Origin of the sequence: Antarctobacter heliothermus (genome assembly GCF_900188425.1) — a bacterium.
In the GTDB taxonomy this organism is placed as follows: domain Bacteria; phylum Pseudomonadota; class Alphaproteobacteria; order Rhodobacterales; family Rhodobacteraceae; genus Antarctobacter; species Antarctobacter heliothermus.
In genome coordinates this window covers 1-15,851 of sequence record NZ_FZON01000075.1, presented here as the reverse complement: position 1 = coordinate 15,851, position 15,851 = coordinate 1, and the positions used below count along the sequence as shown (strand labels likewise).

Annotated in this window: 18 protein-coding genes and 3 pseudogenes; 17 read left to right on the top strand and 4 right to left on the bottom strand. The window is 58.2% G+C overall.

The features are described from left to right. The 5 genes from CHB90_RS23255 to CHB90_RS23230 all read left to right on the top strand — a co-directional run. Window positions 1-302: transposase (locus CHB90_RS23255; protein WP_141135958.1), on the top strand; the 302-nt coding region annotated here is incomplete at its 5' end. A 242-nt stretch (window positions 303-544) separates the two neighbouring features. Further along, on the top strand, window positions 545-778 hold the full coding sequence (locus tag CHB90_RS23250; protein ID WP_089280153.1) for a hypothetical protein: 234 nt from the start codon (window positions 545-547) through the stop codon (window positions 776-778). Between the two features lie 277 nt (window positions 779-1,055). Further along, window positions 1,056-1,997 (top strand): phage integrase central domain-containing protein, encoded by a 942-nt coding sequence (locus tag CHB90_RS23240; RefSeq protein WP_245823351.1) that lies wholly within the window; start codon window positions 1,056-1,058, stop codon window positions 1,995-1,997. Window positions 1,998-2,333: 336 nt separating this feature from the next. Further along, a complete protein-coding gene (locus CHB90_RS23235) occupies window positions 2,334-2,576 on the top strand; it encodes a hypothetical protein (RefSeq protein ID WP_089280150.1) in 243 nt (80 codons plus the stop codon). Next, window positions 2,573-2,815: a hypothetical protein gene (locus tag CHB90_RS23230; RefSeq protein ID WP_089280149.1), complete on the top strand. Its 243-nt coding sequence runs from the start codon at window positions 2,573-2,575 to the stop codon at window positions 2,813-2,815. Before CHB90_RS23235 ends, CHB90_RS23230 begins: the two co-directional genes overlap by 4 nt. 623 nt (window positions 2,816-3,438) lie before the next feature. Here the strand turns inward: CHB90_RS23230 and CHB90_RS23225 are convergent. Then, window positions 3,439-3,716 (bottom strand): annotated as a pseudogene (locus tag CHB90_RS23225) (IS110 family transposase); the annotation flags it as partial. 138 nt (window positions 3,717-3,854) lie between these two features. On the opposite strand from CHB90_RS23225, the pseudogene CHB90_RS23220 reads away from it, so the two are divergent. From CHB90_RS23220 to CHB90_RS23190, 7 genes and pseudogenes are all read left to right on the top strand, one after another. Further along, window positions 3,855-4,100 (top strand): annotated as a pseudogene (locus CHB90_RS23220) (integrase core domain-containing protein); the annotation flags it as partial. Window positions 4,101-4,303: 203 nt separating this feature from the next. After that, the gene (locus CHB90_RS23215) at window positions 4,304-5,308 is read left to right on the top strand and encodes a LacI family DNA-binding transcriptional regulator (RefSeq protein WP_170941163.1); all 1,005 of its coding nucleotides are present in this window, start codon (window positions 4,304-4,306) and stop codon (window positions 5,306-5,308) included. Window positions 5,309-5,378: 70 nt separating this feature from the next. Next, window positions 5,379-6,149 carry a 3-ketoacyl-ACP reductase gene (locus CHB90_RS23210; protein WP_089280147.1) on the top strand — a complete coding sequence of 257 codons (771 nt, stop codon included), beginning with the start codon at window positions 5,379-5,381 and terminating at the stop codon, window positions 6,147-6,149. Continuing rightward, window positions 6,149-7,018 carry a shikimate dehydrogenase family protein gene (locus CHB90_RS23205; RefSeq protein WP_089280146.1) on the top strand — a complete coding sequence of 290 codons (870 nt, stop codon included), beginning with the start codon at window positions 6,149-6,151 and terminating at the stop codon, window positions 7,016-7,018. Before CHB90_RS23210 ends, CHB90_RS23205 begins: the two co-directional genes overlap by 1 nt. 16 nt (window positions 7,019-7,034) lie before the next feature. Next, a complete protein-coding gene (locus tag CHB90_RS23200; protein WP_089280145.1) occupies window positions 7,035-8,009 on the top strand; it encodes a TRAP transporter substrate-binding protein in 975 nt (324 codons plus the stop codon). A gap of 56 nt (window positions 8,010-8,065) precedes the next feature. Beyond that, complete coding sequence (locus tag CHB90_RS23195) at window positions 8,066-8,581, top strand: TRAP transporter small permease (protein WP_089280144.1); 516 nt, start codon at window positions 8,066-8,068, stop codon at window positions 8,579-8,581. Further along, window positions 8,578-9,852: a TRAP transporter large permease gene (locus CHB90_RS23190; protein WP_170941162.1), complete on the top strand. Its 1,275-nt coding sequence runs from the start codon at window positions 8,578-8,580 to the stop codon at window positions 9,850-9,852. The genes CHB90_RS23195 and CHB90_RS23190 overlap by 4 nt, the downstream gene beginning before the upstream one ends. Before the next feature lie 90 nt (window positions 9,853-9,942). On the opposite strand, the pseudogene CHB90_RS23185 reads toward CHB90_RS23190, so the two are convergent. Both CHB90_RS23185 and CHB90_RS27160 read right to left on the bottom strand, forming a co-directional pair. After that, a pseudogene (locus CHB90_RS23185) lies at window positions 9,943-10,293 on the bottom strand (integrase core domain-containing protein); the annotation flags it as partial. Between the two features lie 363 nt (window positions 10,294-10,656). After that, window positions 10,657-10,863 (bottom strand): hypothetical protein, encoded by a 207-nt coding sequence (locus tag CHB90_RS27160; protein ID WP_245823350.1) that lies wholly within the window; start codon window positions 10,861-10,863, stop codon window positions 10,657-10,659. A gap of 108 nt (window positions 10,864-10,971) precedes the next feature. Between CHB90_RS27160 and CHB90_RS27605 the strand changes: the two genes are divergently transcribed. Both CHB90_RS27605 and CHB90_RS23170 read left to right on the top strand, forming a co-directional pair. After that, window positions 10,972-11,757: a hypothetical protein gene (locus CHB90_RS27605; RefSeq protein WP_425426655.1), complete on the top strand. Its 786-nt coding sequence runs from the start codon at window positions 10,972-10,974 to the stop codon at window positions 11,755-11,757. A gap of 235 nt (window positions 11,758-11,992) precedes the next feature. Next, the gene (locus CHB90_RS23170) at window positions 11,993-12,424 is read left to right on the top strand and encodes a GlcG/HbpS family heme-binding protein (protein ID WP_089280141.1); all 432 of its coding nucleotides are present in this window, start codon (window positions 11,993-11,995) and stop codon (window positions 12,422-12,424) included. A gap of 3 nt (window positions 12,425-12,427) precedes the next feature. On the opposite strand, the gene CHB90_RS23165 is transcribed toward CHB90_RS23170, so the two are convergent. Next, complete coding sequence (locus CHB90_RS23165) at window positions 12,428-13,069, bottom strand: TetR/AcrR family transcriptional regulator (RefSeq protein WP_089280140.1); 642 nt, start codon at window positions 13,067-13,069, stop codon at window positions 12,428-12,430. Window positions 13,070-13,327: 258 nt separating this feature from the next. On the opposite strand from CHB90_RS23165, the gene CHB90_RS23160 reads away from it, so the two are divergent. The 3 genes from CHB90_RS23160 (at window position 13,328) to CHB90_RS27395 (ending at window position 15,819) form a co-directional block, all read left to right on the top strand. Then, window positions 13,328-14,440, top strand: coding sequence for a sugar ABC transporter substrate-binding protein (locus CHB90_RS23160; protein WP_089280139.1), 1,113 nt, complete (start codon window positions 13,328-13,330; stop codon window positions 14,438-14,440). Between the two features lie 99 nt (window positions 14,441-14,539). Next, on the top strand, window positions 14,540-15,532 hold the full coding sequence (locus tag CHB90_RS23155) for an ABC transporter permease (protein ID WP_245823348.1): 993 nt from the start codon (window positions 14,540-14,542) through the stop codon (window positions 15,530-15,532). Between the two features lie 11 nt (window positions 15,533-15,543). Then, complete coding sequence (locus CHB90_RS27395) at window positions 15,544-15,819, top strand: ATP-binding cassette domain-containing protein (protein ID WP_281256138.1); 276 nt, start codon at window positions 15,544-15,546, stop codon at window positions 15,817-15,819. Window positions 15,820-15,851 lie beyond the last annotated feature (32 nt).

Here is a 15,851-nt window from a genome sequence, read left to right as displayed (position 1 = left end):
GCGCCCATGCCGTCATACCGCCGCGCAAGAATGCCAAGCCGTGGAAGCCATCGACTGCAGGGGCTATCGCTCGGAACGAGGCGCTGCGCGCTTCGAAATACCTTGGCCGCGCCATCTGGAGAAAATGGAGCGGATACCACCGACGAAGCCGCGCCGAGACGAAGATGCATTGCGTGAAGCTGCTGGGGCAGAGCCTCATGGCGCGCGACTTCGATCGTCAGGTCGCCGAACTTCAGATCCGCGCCGCCGTGCTCAACGGCTACACCGCGCTCGGCATACCCGTCACAGAGCCTGTGGGATAATTGCGTCCGGGGAAAGGGGAACTCCGGACGTTACCGACTTTGCGCAACAAAGCCCCATGATAGTCATGAACAACTCTCTTACTAGCTGCATTGACCACAAAGCTGGTTATATATGCAAAATATAACCACAATTGGTGGCGATGCGGCTGTTTGATCCAACTTCAGCGTACTTTTGTTTGATCCTGAAGGCAAAACAGAATCTTTCGCTTCGTTTTGTGGTCAACTTGAACATGAGGTGAAGCATGACCAAACTTCTCGAAACACCCAAGGAATTGGCGGACCGTATTGCAATTCCGGTTACAAACGTCCGTTATCTGATCCGTGAAGATATGCTGGACCATATCTTCACCGCGCCAGGGCAGCGTAACCCCAAGATTCCGAGCGGGGCTTGGGAAAAGTATGTGTCTCAATTCACCATTAAGGCGCAAAAGGAGGCACCGCGAAGTGCGGGCCAAGAAATGGGGGCTGACAAATGACGCGGCACACACCCATCATGGCCAGTGAGACCACCGCCGCGCGGTTGCTCGATTTGCGGACAAACGAGTTCAAGGCTTTGGTCGATGAAGGTCACCTACCGCCGGGGCATGAAATTGCGCCCGGCGTTGTTCGTTGGGATACTGAGGTCCTCAAACGAATTTCAGCGGGGGATGTGGCAGAGCTATGGGATCAAATTCAGTGGTAGGCCGACGCAAGAAATACCTTTGGCGGCATCCGTCTGGCCGTTGGTATGTGCGCAAGAGCGTCAACGGGAAGATGATTTATCTGGGACGTATCACTGCCGAAGAGGGTACGGCTGAATTAGACCGCCAATACTGGGAGATTTTGAGTGGCAAAAAGGCTAATGTGAAAACGTCATGGACTGCGCTCATTTGCGCAATGCGAGAAACAGACAAGTGGGCCGGGTTTTCTCCCCGCTACCGACGTGACCTTAAGAATGCCTTCGAATATCTGACCGAAAAAATCGGCAATATGGATGTGTCTCGGCTAACCGAAGCCGATATTTACGAAGCGATGGACCAAAATCGCCATCGGGTCAGGTTTGCCAATTACCTGCCCACAGCGATCAGCATGTTGTGCAAGTTGGCGATCCGAAAGCGTTGGCGTGCCAACAATCCTGCAACCGAAATAGAACAGCTTAAAGTTCCAGAAGGTCGCAAGAAGCCACACCTGCCGTGGACCGACTGGGCTGTAGAGAAGATGCGGGAAGAGGGCGCGCCATTGCCCCGCCTGATTTTTGAGATTGGTGTGGGGAGTGTGCAACGGCCCGGTGACCGGGTGGATTTTCAATGGGGCGACTATGACGGCGATACCCTCAAGCTGCGCCAGAATAAGACAGATACGGTCCTGTCACTGCCCTGCACGATTGCACTCAAGGCGGCACTGGACGGTGCGAAGGCCGATCTTGGGTTCGCACCCCACCCATCGCGCCATATCCTGACGCGCGCTAATGGTTCGAAAATGGACTATCACGCGATGGCGCGTGTGATGGTGCGTGAGCGTAAGCGGTTGGACCTTATGGCCCATGACCAACATGCCTTGCGCTATCGCGGCGTGATGGAATTGGCGTGGGCTGGTTGCACTGACGATGAAATTGCCAGCTACAGCGGTCACACATCCAAAGAGATGATCATCAAATATGCGGGGGAGGCGCGGCAAATCATGCGGGCGCGACAGGCGGTAGCAAAGCGCAAATGACCCCGAACAGAACAGGCACAGAACGTGAAACTGATACCAGAGGTGATACCCAATGAGCAGAGAAATTCATAACCCATTGATTTTATTGGAGGCGAGTAGGAGAATCGAACTCCTGTACACGGATTTGCAATCCGGCCTCTTTCCCAAGAAAATCAATCGGGCGCTGTTTCAAAAAATGCCCGAACAAACCGTGAACTTTGCGAGAAAGTTTCAAACGTTGAATTGACTAGCTCAAATGAAAACCCCGGCACGCTGGCGGGCGTAACGGGGGTCCAAAGTGATGAGGAAGCAGGTCAACTTCGCACCAACAGTAGCCCGAAACACATGAGGCAGGCAATGCTGCAAGGTGTAAGGCCGGCCCACAAGGTGGTGTCTCGGGCGCTGGAATTTTACCTGACACTCGGCGTAAACGGCAAGCGTTCCGATGAGTTGGTGACGATCTTTTCTGCCCGTCTGACCGAAGACGAAAAAGCCGGTATCGCTTATGCGGCGCTCCTCAGCATGGAGGACCAAAACGCGGCATACCAGATCGGTAGCATCGCGCTCTTTGGTGTCTATCGCGGGGAGGTTGTCGGATGAGCTATCACAAACGCTTCGACACCAGCTCAGACGAAATCGAACGCTTGATTTACTACATGCCGACCGTTGCAGAACGCGCCCGGGGTGAATGGGCGCACAGATTCGCTACCTCCATCGTTAAACAGTCTAAGCGCCCCAATTGGCGCCCGTCGCCGAAACAATCGTCGATGATGAGCCGTCTCGTTGCCGAGATGTTCGCGCACGGCAAGGAAGAGGGGGACTGCAACGTTATCGAGTGATGACCTGCCGTGCCGCAGTCGGATGGCACCGGCGCGCGCAGGCTATCACCTGGCGGCCTTGGCATAGAGCACACCCGCAACGCGGGGCAGATCACGCCAAGGGCGCGTTCCATCCGCGTTTCTGACCTCTGCGCGAGAGCAGAGGGGATGACGCTCCGGGGAGATCACCCGGCCCGGTGACACGCGGTTCCGACTGGCATCACCACAAGCGCGCCACAAAACCCACCGGCAAAGGCTAGAAAAGGCCGATGATCGGGGACCGCACCAAGGTAAAGCTGCCTAGGGTGGGTCGGGTGAGAAGCCCGAGGCAGGCGACCGGCTCCACGATACGGGGCAGCGCGTGGATACGGAGCGAGGAAGCGTCGGACCTGTCCTAAGGCTCAAGGATCATCCTGGGCATTGAAAGGGGCAGGAGCGGGTGGCGGTACTACGTCCAACGCTTCGCTCGGAGAATTGTGCGTGCTACCCTAGGAGTTCACTTAACATTCGGCTGGTTTGCAAATCCTAGCCGCTCCGGATCAGATCTCGGCACGCCTCCTGCGGCAGTCAAACGCTTGACGACTTGCACTTACAGCTGCGCCACAAGGCAATTCCTGAAAGGGTTACCTACCATGCCGATCCTAAGAAATACGCGCCACCAGCTTTACGTCGAAGCCTGCGCAGCCGAGATGGTAAGCCACAGCGCGGTGGTAATTCCCGTCGCTTCAAAAGCCACGCGGACTGGGTGCCCATATGCTGCAACTGTCGCGATCAGGCGCTGGAAGACTTCCAATTGGATCAGCACGGTCAAACGCCGCCGCCGCTTCTTACCGGGAACGGCAATCAGAACCTCGTGGCGGGCTTTTGAGATGTCGATGGCAACCAAAACGACTTTGGTCTGTGCAACACTGTTATTGGTCATAGTCGGTCTCCTTTGCGGTGTGGTTCGTTGCAAAACCACTGTAGGGACCTGAGACTAGGCTATGATCACCTGCTGCGCTATTTGAGGGCTGCGCAAGCGTTCATAGCCTTTGAATCAGCGAAATTCCGGAGGTGTTACGGCACCGAATTCACCAGCCGTGTCATCCTGAAGTGGGCCGACGAGAACGGGGTCCCTCGGCACTATATCGATCCGGCGAAACCGCAGCAGAACGCTTTCATCGAGTCATTTAATGGCAGCCTACGGGACGAGTTGCTTAACGAGGAGATCTTCGACAGCCTTGCCGACGTCCGCAAAAAGCTGGAAGATTGGCGTAGTCACTACAACGAGGACCGACCCCATAGCGCGATCGGATACAACGTGCCGATCGACATGCATTATCCCGATGGCGCAGCCAGCCCGTCATCGTGAGGCAGCCGGAAAACTCCAGCTTCCGGTGGTCCAGGGTTGGGGAGCAGAGCAAGGCAGCCGGAAAATCCGGCTTCCGGCGGTCCAAGGAAGGGGAGCAGCGCACCAACCTGCAGACTCCCGTTATGAATGACGGACCAGCAGAGGGCAGGTCAAACCGCATGCGTCAACCAAATACCACAGAGATTGCACGGGCCCTCGGTCTGTCGCGCGCGACGGTCTCCAACGTCATCAACGGTAAGGGGCGCGTTTCGAAAGGCACCCGTGACCGGGTCGAGGCTGCCTTGAAAGAGGCCGGCTATGTTCGCGATCTGGGTGCTGTGGCGCTCAAGACGGGAAAATCGCGCCTCGTCGGCGTGATTGTCACCGATATCGCAAACCCTTTCTACGCGGCGGTCGTCTCCAGTATCGAGTCGCACCTCTCAGAGGCTGGATTCACGACGGTTCTCGGCCAAACCAAGGACGATCTGGACCGCCAGATGCAACTGCTGAAAGAATGCGTTGGCACTGGCATCGCGGGTCTCATCGTCAATCCATGTGCGGGCACGACTCTAGACGACCTGAAAATCGCCGCGATACGCGACGTTCCCGTGGTCCTTTTTGTCCGCGATCTTGCGGGCAGCGGGCTCGAACTGGTCGCAATCGACGACAAACACGGCAGCGAGATGCTGGGCGTCCACATGGTGGCACAAGGTTACCGGAATTTTGCGGTACTTGGCGGGTTTCCTAGCACGACTACTTTTCAGGGCCGCTCCGCCGGCGTGATCGAGACACTCCGGACTGCGGGATTGCCTGCGCCTCGTGTGTGTCCCGGTCCAATTACCGAGGAATTCGGGTATGCCGAGACACTTCGCCTGTACCCCCGGTTTCCGGAACTTGATGCTATCGCCGCCCACAATGACTTTGTGGCACTGGGTGCGCTGCGAGCATTGCGGGAACTGGGAGTTTCGGTCGGGTCGGATGTCGGTATCGGAGGGTTTGACAATTTGAATTTCAGCCAACTCTGCGACCCGCCCTTAACGACGGTCAATGTCTGCCTTTCAAGTATCGGGGCCGAGGCCGGGCGCCGCTTGCTTGCTCGTATTCGGAAACCGGATACGCCATGCGGCGTGATCCGAATGCAGCCAGAACTGATCGTCCGCGCCTCTACACGACGCGGAAAGTAACCGGGGGGTTACAAATTTCTTGCTTAGTTGAAATATACTGATTACACGAGTAATCATGGAGTGAGAACTTATGAAAAAAACTGCATTTGTCTCCGGGTCAAGCCGGGGCATCGGGCGTGCTATCGCCGTTGAACTTGCGCGACGCGGATTCGCGGTGGCCATCAATGGCCGGGCTGAATCGGCGGCGTTGTCCCAGACCTTGAACGCGATCGAAGCTGCGGGCGGTCATGGTGTCGCCGTTCCGGGTGATGTGACCCAGCCCGCCAATATTGCTCCGCTTCTCGACCGGGTTGAGGCTGCGCTTGGGCCGATTACGACCCTTGTGGCAAATGCCGGGGCTGGCCCGTTGCGCAGGGCGGACATTCTAGAGGTCGCTCCAGACGGGCTGATGCATTGCCTTACCGCCAATACCGTTGGTCCCTTCTTTTTGGTCCAGGAGTGCGCACGCCGGATGCTCGGGCGGCAAGCGCCCGAGGGGCAGCATACGTCCATTTCCATCATTTCCTCGGCGAACGCGACTGCGGCCTCTCCGAACAAGGCCGACTATTGTATCTCGAAAGCCGGCACCGCGATGATCGCAAAGCTCTTTGCGCAAAAGCTTTCGCCTCATGGCGTCCAAGTGGTCGATATCCGCCCCGGCGTCATCGAAACTGATCTCTCGGCGGCTGTCATCGACGAGTACCGCAGGCGGATCGCCGAAGAAGATCTCGCGCTTTTCCCACGGGTCGGCCAGCCAGAAGATATCGCGAAGGTGGCGGGCTGCATCGCAGATGGCGACCTGCCTTATGTGACCGGATCGGTGATCGCGGTCGATGGCGGACTGTCGGCGGAGCGATTCTGATGTCCACCAACGTACCCGCACCCGCACTGACCGTTTCGGGACGCACCCGTCTGGTCCCCGTGATCGGCCATCCGATTGCACAAGCGAAATCGCCCGCCTTGCTGAGTGCCCGGGCCTGTGAGGCTGGCGCCGACACCCTGTTCTTGCCGATGGATATCCGGCCTGACGGCTTGCGCGCCGCTCTGATTGGGCTGCGCCAACTCGAAAATCTGGCGGGACTGGTGGTCACCATCCCCTTTAAGCCGCTTGTTCTGGACCTTGTCGATGATGCGACACCCGCCGCGCGGCTGGTCGGCGCAGTCAACTTGGTTAAACCCGATGCGCAGGGGCGCTGGATCGGGGATATCATGGACGGAAACGGAATGGTGCGCGGCCTGGCCGCTGCCGGTGTCAATCTGACCGGTGCGTCGGTGCAGATTATCGGCGGCGGAGGTGCTGGCGCGGCTGTCGCGCAGGCCATAGCAGCAGCGGGCGCCTCAGAGATCGCAATCGCCGACACAGTGGCTGAAAAGGCCGAAATCCTTGCCGCGCGTCTTGCTGCGGCATTTCCCGAAATTCGCATCCGCACTGGCCACGACGGGCTTGCGACAGCCGGGATCGTGGTGAACGCCTCGCCTGTCGGGATGAACGGAACTGGGGGCACGCCCTTCGACACCGACAGGCTTCATTCAGGCCAGATCGTGGCCGAAATGGTCATGGAGCCCGCAGAAACGCCGCTCTTGGCGGCCGCGCGCCGGATTGGCTGCAAGACAGTTCCAGGTCTCGCGACACTAGAAGGGCAGGCAGGCGCCATCATTGAGTTTCTTGACCTCGCGCCCGCTGCGGCACCCGCAACAGCGGACCCGAAAACCAAAACTAAAATGGACTAAACAGGAGGAGAGACTAATGAATATGATGTATAAACTGAGCGCGGCCTCTGCGATCGCGATCTTGGGCAGCCTCGGCGCTGCGCAAGCCTTGGAATTGACTGCGGCCCATGTGAACCCGCCCGGTGAACCTTCGAACGTTGCTTTCGCGAAGCTGGCGGAAATCCTGTCCGAAAGCACCACCGGAATCGAACTGACCGTCTTTCCGCAGGGTCAGGTCGGTGGCGAGAAAGACGCGATCGAACAGGTGCAGATCGGCGCGTTGAGCATGACAACCACGGCCAACGCAAACCTTTCGGCCTTTGCTCCCAGCGCTGGGATTTACGACATTCCCTTCCTGTTCCGCGATGCTGACACGCATCCCTGGATCGTGACCGATGGGCCAATTGGTGCAGAGATCGAAGAGAAGATCGAAGCAGAGGCCAATGTCGAGATCCTCGGCTGGTGGTCCGCCGGAATGCGTCATGTCTTTACCCGCGAGAGCCCGGTGGAAAGCCTGGATGACCTCAAGGACCTCAAGGTGCGTGTGATCGGCAGCCCGGTCTATATCGACACCTTCAACGCCCTCGGCGCCAAGGCCACACCGATGCCCTATGGCGAGGTCTACACCGGCCTTGCAACCGGGGCGATCGACGGGGCCGAGAACGACAGTTCAGGTTACCGGAACGTGAAGTTCTTCGAGCAGGCTCCGTATTATTCGCTGACCGGGCACTTCTTTCTCTACAAGCCGGTTATTGCGAACAAGGATGCCTTGGCGGCTCTCAGCCCTGAGCAACGAGCGGAGTTCGATGCCGCTTTTGCTGAGGTCACCGCCATGCAGCGCGAACTGTTTCGGACGAACTTCGAGACTGATCTCGCCTGGCTGAAAGAGAACGGTGTGACCGTGGTAGAGCCTGATCGCGATGCCTTTATCGAGGCGGTTCAGCCGGTCGTCGACAAATACTCCGAGATATACGGCGTAGATCTTGTTCAGCGGATTCTGGACGCGGAATAAGACCCTGCCGGGACCGGCTCCTTCCTCGGTCCCGGCCTCTTCGGAGGAGCGGATAAATGCGCAATCTGTACAAGAAGTTCGACGACCTCGTGTTCCATTTCGAAGGCGCGATTTTGTTCCTGACCCTGACCTCACTGGTGGCGATCCTCAGCCTTCAGGTCCTTTTCAGGTTCTTTCTCAACCAACCGCTGGATTTCACCGAAGAGATCGCGCGCCTTCTGTTCGCTTGGTTGATCTTCATCGGTGCCGCCCGCGCGATGCGGGTTTCACAGCATTTCGTGGTCGATGTCGTATATCTGGCGCTGCCAAGCAAGCTGCGCAACCCGATTGGCTATTTGGTCGACGCGGTGACCATTGGCTTTCTCGCAATGCTGTTCTGGATTGGCTTGACGGCTTCGATCAAGGGCGCGGGGCAGATCCTACCGGTGATGCAAATCAGCGCGTCTGCCCAGACTTCGGCGCTTCCAGTTGGAATGGTCCTCATGCTGATCCATGCGATCGGATTTCCGCTTCGGCGTGCCCATGTGGGCGATCGTGAATTCGACAGCTTTGCCGAGGAGGGCGCGGCGTGATCACTTATGTTCTGCTTGGCGTTTTCTGTCTTTTTCTTCTGCGAGCGCCGATTTTTGTCGCCCTTGGTGCGCCGGCGGTTGCCTATCTCCACTTCAAGGGCGTGCCTTTTGCCCTGGCCCCGCAACGCATGCTGGGCACAGTGAACGAGTCAATCCTTCTGGCCATTCCGATGTTCCTTCTGGCCGGACGGCTGATGAACCTCTATGGCGCAACCGAACGGATCTTTGACTTTGCACAGGCGGTGATCGGTTGGATCCGGGGCGGGCTGGGATATGTCTCGGTCGTCGCTTCGATGATCTTTTCCGCGATGTCAGGCTCTGCCGCCGCCGATGCCGTCGGCGTTGGCACGATCACGGTCAAGGCCATGCGAGCCCGCGGCTATGATCCCAGTTTCGCCGCGGCGGTGACGCTTGGTTCCGCGACACTCTCGCCGGTCATCCCTCCGTCGATCATCATGATCATCTATGGTGCCGCTGCAAATGTGTCGATCGGCAAGATGTTCCTCGGTGGAATCGGGCCGGGCCTGCTGATGGGGGTCGCCATGATGGCGCTTGTCTCTTTTATCAGCTGGCGGCGCAGCTATCCGAAAGGCGATCCTTTCTCGCTGCGGCTTGTGACGCGGACATTCTGGCGGGCGTCTTTGGTCTTGATGACCCCTGTCATCATCATCGGCGGGATCTTTTCGGGCATCCTGACCCCTACCGAAGCCTCTGTAACCGCCGTGGTCTATGTGGTCTTCCTTGGTGTCGTCTATCGCATGATCACGTTCCGCGAATTGTACAGCGCCGTGGTCGGAACGGCGACAGCGGTTGGCGCGCTTATGCTGGTAGTTTCGGTGTCGGGTCTCGATGCGTGGGTGATCGCGCGCGAACAGGTCCCGTTGGCGCTGGCGTCGAACATGACGGATTTGGTCTCTAGCCCGACAATGGTCATGATCCTGATCCTGCTCCTGGTGCTGATCCTGGGGTTCTTCATGGATGCCACACCGGTGATCCTGATGCTGGTGCCTGCAATTGCACCGCTGGTAAACGCTTATGGCATCGATCCGCTTCACCTAGGGGTCCTGTTCTGCATCGTTTGCGTGATCGGCTTGATAACGCCACCTGTGGGAGTGGCCCTATACGGGGTCGCAATGGTGTCCAAACTGCCCATAGAACGGGTTTTCTGGGCGACACTGCCGTTCTTTGCGATGTTGATAGTATTGATCGGTCTGATGATTGCCGTGCCGGGAATTATTACGTTTCTGCCGTCTGTCTTCATCGACGGATGACGAGCAAACCGCGCTTCAGCTTTGTTGCAAAGTTCCGGCGGGCGGTGTCCATCCGGCTTGGTGATCTGCCCGATGCTGGTCTCTCATTATTAACGGGAGTGTGCAGGTTGGATTGGGTGATCCGGTTACTCGCCTGTCGCTAGCGCGACGGGCGCGGAGCCCTCGAACTTCTCAATCATTTCGGCGCGCTTGCTGCGGTGTCCGGCTGCCTAGCGATCAGTGTGGTCTGACCGTGATGAAATCATAGCGCCAAAAGGCCAGCTTGCGCCGTGCATCGTCTAGGCTGCCGAATTTCTCCTCGTTCAAAAACTCGTCGCGCAGGCTTCCGTTGAAGCTTTGGATGAAGGCGTTTTTCTAGGGTTTGCCCGGAACAATGTAGCACTAGGGCACCCTGTTCGCATCGGTCCATTTCAGGATCATCCGACTGGTGAACTCGGTCCCATAACCTGTCGGGAATTTGCGTTGCCGACAGGTTATGGCCGCGCGCGCAGCCTCCACATCGCTCGGCGCGTGGTCTTAACCGGTTCTCTGGTCTCAACAGTGGTTCTCCAGAACTGAACCGCACCGGGTTTGCGGTCGCAGTCCAGTAACCTCGCCTGATAGAAGTCGTAAAGGTCCAACGACTGCGTAATCGCTAAGATATGCTCGTCTCGACAGATGAGTGGCAACGCACATTGCAGAACGATGCCAACACGTCCGGGTCCCGTTCGCCAGACGCGATGGCGCGGATGACCCGCATGCCAGTCGCACCGGTAATGTCCGAGACGACATGACGTAGCTGGAGGTTCATCACATCAGCGCCTTTTACATGTGCTGAATATGGACGGCGGCGTATTCGACCAGCCTTTCACGCTGCCGCATATAGGCGCGCAGGGTGGCGATCTCGGCCTCAGGCCGGAAACTGCCACGCCACAGGCTATAGGAGTGCAACTGGCGCAGCCATACAGCGTCGCTGATATCGGTTTTGCGGCCTGGACCATTCTTGGCATCGCGCGTGCTCACGAGGATCACGTAGAACCCGTGCTGCTCGAGAATCTAGAAGGCCGGTATCCAGTGGACGCCGGTCGATACTAACGCGACGCTGGAAACGCCGCAGGAACGGAACCACTCCGCCAGAACATGCAGATCGGATGTGAACGTGCCGAACGGGCGCACAGGGGGGCAGTGCTGCCGGAGTTCACCGCGGCCAATTGCAACGTCGATCCAATATCGATGGCCGCTGCGGCAAGAATGCCCAACTTCAAGTCCGGGTGGTCGCCGGTCCTGAGTTTTGAAATAGCATCTCCTCCGTTCAAGGCGAAGGGCGTGGTCATGCAAGTCCGTCATCTCCCTAACCGGGATCGCCGCGATGGCGGCGTCACCATTCTCAAATGCGCATCAGCCCATGTGCCAAAGTTTTTTTTACGGGCTCAGACCCTCCAAAAAGCGATCGGCAACTGCCCTTCAAGCGTCGAGGATAGCACATGCTGTTTCTACCGCGCGCAAGCGGGCCACGACACGGGGCGGTTTTTTGGCACATCCCACTCCTCCCAGAGTATTCGGTTCTCCTTCTGCAACTCCGCGATCTCGCGTTCGAGATCTGACTGGATCTTCGGTTTCTCAGGGTTGCGCCGAACCTGCTGGATCCAGCGGTTCAGCTTCGAGAAGCCGATCCCACGGTCAGACGCTAGCTGCATACGCGGCAGCCCGCTGATCAAAGCTACCCGCACTGCTTCCGCATGGAATTCCTCGGTTGGTCGTGATGCCATCTGTTTTCTCATTTGTGGCACGATACGTGGTCAAAAGAGCGGCACAAATCCGCGGCAGGTCCGGGTGCCCGTGGGCAAGTACACCGACCCGACAGCGCTCGAGATCGTGAAAGCGGTGTTCTTCGGGATCCTGAACTTGTCTGGCTGCGGGGAATAGGAAGTGCCAATCCAGCCGCGCAATTTTGTTTGGGAAACACTGCTGGAAGGTTACAACAACGCCGCTTACAGTACCCATGGCGGGTTCGAGCGCGCCCTCTGGTGGTGGCAGAGAGGCGGATTGACTTGGCGGGATTGATAAAGGCCGCTTCGCCCGCTAATCGGGCGCAATTCTATGCCGATACCGAGGCAAGGAAAATTGAGAAACCCTTTACCTTTTACGACAGGGATTAGGCATGAGCCATAGTCAAAGCAAACCGCAAATCACTCCGGCCGCCGCGCGACAGATCGTTGACGTGGCTCTGGCCCACGCGGTGAGAAACGGGTGGGAGGTGGCAGTGGCAGTCGTCGACCCCTATGGCTACCTCGTCGCATTTGGGCGTACCGATCATGTCGCCCCGCCGATTGGGGAGTTCGCATTGGACAAGGCCTATACTGCCGGCACTCTGCGAAAATCGACCAAGGCGTTAGGCGAGCGGATGATCTCCAGTCCGACCCTTTCCTTGGGCCTATCGACGCGCGAGCGGTTGCTTGCCTGGGGCGGCGGCGTGGCGATCTTCGAGGATGGGGCCTGCATCGGCGGCCTCGGTGTATCGGGCGCTCAGGAACATGAGGATATTTCCTGCGCCGAGGAGGCGATACGGAGGCTTGGCCTGATACCGGGGTGAGGCTCAGGGATCGACGCAGACCAGACGCATAATGGTCTCTATGTTGAAGGCGAGGCGCTCTTCGAGTGCCTCGGGAGTCATCAGGTCGCGCTTGAAGACGATGGAACCCGTAAAGCGGTTGGTCAGGTAATAATAGCCAATAGCCGCGATGGTGATGTTCAGTTGTACCGGGTCTATGCCGGTGCGAAAGACCCCCTCTGTCACCCCGCGCTCCAGTAGTTCGCCAACCATACCGACGAACCGCTTGAAGAGTTCGTCCACCTTCTCTGAGTTCTTAAGATGGCGGGCCTTATGCAGGTTCTCGCTGTTCACAAGGGTGATGAATTCCGGGTTCTTCAGATAATAGTCCCACGTGAACCGGATCAGTTTTTCCAGCGCCTCTCGGGCGGGCAAGTGTTCCAGTTCCAGATTGTGCTCGGCGGTTCGGATGTCGGTGTAGGCTTCTTCAAGAACGATGCGGAAGAGATCGTCCTTGTTGCCAAAATAATGATAGATCATTCGTTTGTTGGCTTCTGCCCGGTCGGCGATCTCGTCAACCCGGGCACCGGCAAGGCCGCTTGTCGCGAAATCCTTCTTGGCGGCTGCCAGAATGCGCGCGCGGGTCGCGTCTGCATCGCGGGTCTTCTTTGTGTTGCTTGCCGCCATTTGCTCACTTCGCACCGAATTGTTTTTCAGGCCACTACCCTGATTTGCCGCCCCCAGTCAAAATTTTCCGCCTTGGACGCGCCGCCGAACCTTCCAAAACATTTTTAGGGGGCTTGACGATTCGGTCAATAGGGAAGTAACCAGTTAGTGCGTTATGTGCTGCGCTACCGGGAGGATCGGGTGGCAGTGGCCCGGCCAGTTCCGGGCAATGGCACGCATGTCTGCATTACGGCCGGGTGCCGTCGAGGGAGGAAGATCATGTCCACTTTTATCAAGGATTTCATAGAGAAAGAGAAGATTAACCGACGGAACTTTCTGTTCGCGTCAGCCTATGGTCTCGGCGGGGCCGCAACTCTTGGGGCGTTCGGGCCGAGCATGGCGCGTGCGGCGCTGACCGACCCGACAATCGCCTGGTCCTACCGCAATCGGACCAACCCATACTGGAACGAAATCGTCTCTGGCGGCGAGGCATTTGTTGAGACCTTGGGTATGTCCAAAGACGCGCTGATCCACCTGATCAACGAGGGATCGTCGGAGAAGTCGCTGGCCGACATGAAGGCGCTTCTGGCGAAGACCGGGGGCAACCTGGCGCTGGCCATCGACACTAACGACGCGCCAAATGCGCGACCGGTCGTCGAAGCCGTCGCCGAGGCGGGTGCCTATGTTTCGACGCTGTGGAACAAGACAGACGACATGCATCCCTGGGACTTCGGCGACAATTACGTCAGCCACATGAGCTGGTCCGACGAGGGACCGGCCGAGCAGACTGCAAGAATTCTGCTGGAAGCCATGGGCGGAAAGGGCGGCGTGGTTCATCTTGGCGGTATCGCGTCGAACAACCCAGCCATCGAGCGCCTGAACGGTCTGAAGAACGCATTGAAGGACTACCCGGACGTCGAATTGCTCGCAGCGGAGCCCGCCGACTGGGACACTCAGAAAGCCAATCAGGTCATGTCGGCCTTCCTCACCCGGTACGGCGACGAGATCACGGGCGTGCATTGCGCCAACGACACCATTGCCTACGGTGTGCTCGAAGCTTTGCGCGCCGAAGGTATCGATGACATGCCTATCGTGTCCTACGATGGCAACCCGCAAGCGGTGCAGCTGGTGGCGGATCGCAAGATTCTCGCCACCGTCTTCACCAACCCGCACTGGGGCGGCGGTATCACGGCGTCGCTGGCCTATCACGCGGCAATCGGCACCTTCAAACCGTCGGAAGAGCCCCACGAACATCGCGAGTTCTATGGGCCAACCATTATGGTGCAGCCGGAGGATGCGTTGGAATTCAAAGCCAACTATCTCGACAGCGTGCCGACCTACGACTGGACGGACTATTGGGGCCCGTCCAACGGACCCATCGTCTACAAATAAACGAAAACGACTGAGCCAGCCGGAGAGTGTATTCGGCTGGCCTTTTCTGTCAGGCCCGCGCCTTTCGCGCGCGCCTGTCCGCTTGGGGAGGAAAGCACCTTGGCCATTACAGGAACGACGAGAAAGACAAGCGCCGGCATCGGGCGGGAGACGCTGGTAAGATGGGCGCCGCTACTGGTGCTGCTGGTGCTCTGTGCTTTCTTCGCGCTGATGGAGCCACGTTTCCTGTCGACCCGCAATTTTGCACGTATCCTGATCGCGGCGTCGCCGGCATTGATGGTGGCCATCGGGGTGACCTTCATTATCATCATGGGATCGATTGACTTGTCGATGGAGGGGACGGTCTCGGTCAGTGCCGTGGCATTCGCCTTTTGCTTTCTGTGGCTGGGCGGCACTCTTGCGAGTTGGGCCTGGCTGGCGATCCCCATCGCGATGCTGGTCGGGGCGGCGCTCGGGTTCATAAACGGGCTGATCCACGTCAAGTTGAAGATTCCGTCCTTCATGGCGTCTCTCGCAATGGGGTTCGTGGGTACAGGGCTTGCCATGGTGTTGACCGGCGGTGATCGGATCCGCATCGAGGATGAACTTTTCCGCGCGCTGCTCACCGAACGCATCCTGAACTTTCCGCTCATGGTCTATGTGGCTGGGATCTTTCTGTTGATCGCTTGGTTCATCCAGACCCGCACGACGCTCGGCCGCAACTTTTACGCGGTTGGCGGCGGAGAGGATTTGGCAATAGCGTCAGGGCTGAACGTCAATCGGGTGCGGATCATGGGTTTTACCCTCGCGGGGGTGTTCTTCGCGGTGGGGGCGCTGCTGGCAGTGGGGCGCATCGGTATCGCCGAGACCGCGACCGGCAACAATTTCATGTTTCTATCAATCACTGCGGTTGTCGTCGGCGGTACGGCGCTCTGGGGCGGGATCGGTGGCGTCTGGAATACTCTGGTCGGCGTGCTGATCGTCTTCGTTATCGGCAATGGCATGGTGGTGATCGGGCTACCTGGCTATGTGCAGGATGCGGTGTTGGGCCTTCTCGTGATCCTCGCCGTGATCCTTTCGACCGACCGCAAATCCATCAGCTTCGTGAAATAAGGGGCAGGTCGATGTACAAGCTCGAAAAAGTCGACAAGAAATTTCCCGGCGTCCATGCGCTCAAGGCCGTGGACTTCACCATCGGACGAGGTGAGATCGTTGGCCTCGTAGGCGAAAACGGCGCTGGAAAGTCTACACTGATGAAGGTGATATACGGTGCCTACCAACCGGATGGCGGCACGATCACCATCGACGGCAAGACGGTCCGCTTCCAGAACCCGCGGCAGGCGATGGATTACGGCATCGGCATGGTGTTCCAGGGTATCCGTCCGCTGTCGCCGCTCTGACGAGCGGAACCCTCGGCTGATAGTGTCCACCA

Coding starts and splice junctions, on each gene's coding strand:
- CHB90_RS23250 (WP_089280153.1), top strand. CDS start 545: ATGACCAAACTTCTCGAAACACCCAAGGAATTGGCGGACCGTATTGCA.
- CHB90_RS23240 (WP_245823351.1), top strand. CDS start 1,056: ATGATTTATCTGGGACGTATCACTGCCGAAGAGGGTACGGCTGAATTA.
- CHB90_RS23235 (WP_089280150.1), top strand. CDS start 2,334: ATGCTGCAAGGTGTAAGGCCGGCCCACAAGGTGGTGTCTCGGGCGCTG.
- CHB90_RS23230 (WP_089280149.1), top strand. CDS start 2,573: ATGAGCTATCACAAACGCTTCGACACCAGCTCAGACGAAATCGAACGC.
- CHB90_RS23215 (WP_170941163.1), top strand. CDS start 4,304: ATGCGTCAACCAAATACCACAGAGATTGCACGGGCCCTCGGTCTGTCG.
- CHB90_RS23210 (WP_089280147.1), top strand. CDS start 5,379: ATGAAAAAAACTGCATTTGTCTCCGGGTCAAGCCGGGGCATCGGGCGT.
- CHB90_RS23205 (WP_089280146.1), top strand. CDS start 6,149: ATGTCCACCAACGTACCCGCACCCGCACTGACCGTTTCGGGACGCACC.
- CHB90_RS23200 (WP_089280145.1), top strand. CDS start 7,035: ATGAATATGATGTATAAACTGAGCGCGGCCTCTGCGATCGCGATCTTG.
- CHB90_RS23195 (WP_089280144.1), top strand. CDS start 8,066: ATGCGCAATCTGTACAAGAAGTTCGACGACCTCGTGTTCCATTTCGAA.
- CHB90_RS27605 (WP_425426655.1), top strand. CDS start 10,972: ATGCAGATCGGATGTGAACGTGCCGAACGGGCGCACAGGGGGGCAGTG.
- CHB90_RS23170 (WP_089280141.1), top strand. CDS start 11,993: ATGAGCCATAGTCAAAGCAAACCGCAAATCACTCCGGCCGCCGCGCGA.
- CHB90_RS23165 (WP_089280140.1), bottom strand. CDS start 13,069: ATGGCGGCAAGCAACACAAAGAAGACCCGCGATGCAGACGCGACCCGC.
- CHB90_RS23160 (WP_089280139.1), top strand. CDS start 13,328: ATGTCCACTTTTATCAAGGATTTCATAGAGAAAGAGAAGATTAACCGA.
- CHB90_RS27395 (WP_281256138.1), top strand. CDS start 15,544: ATGTACAAGCTCGAAAAAGTCGACAAGAAATTTCCCGGCGTCCATGCG.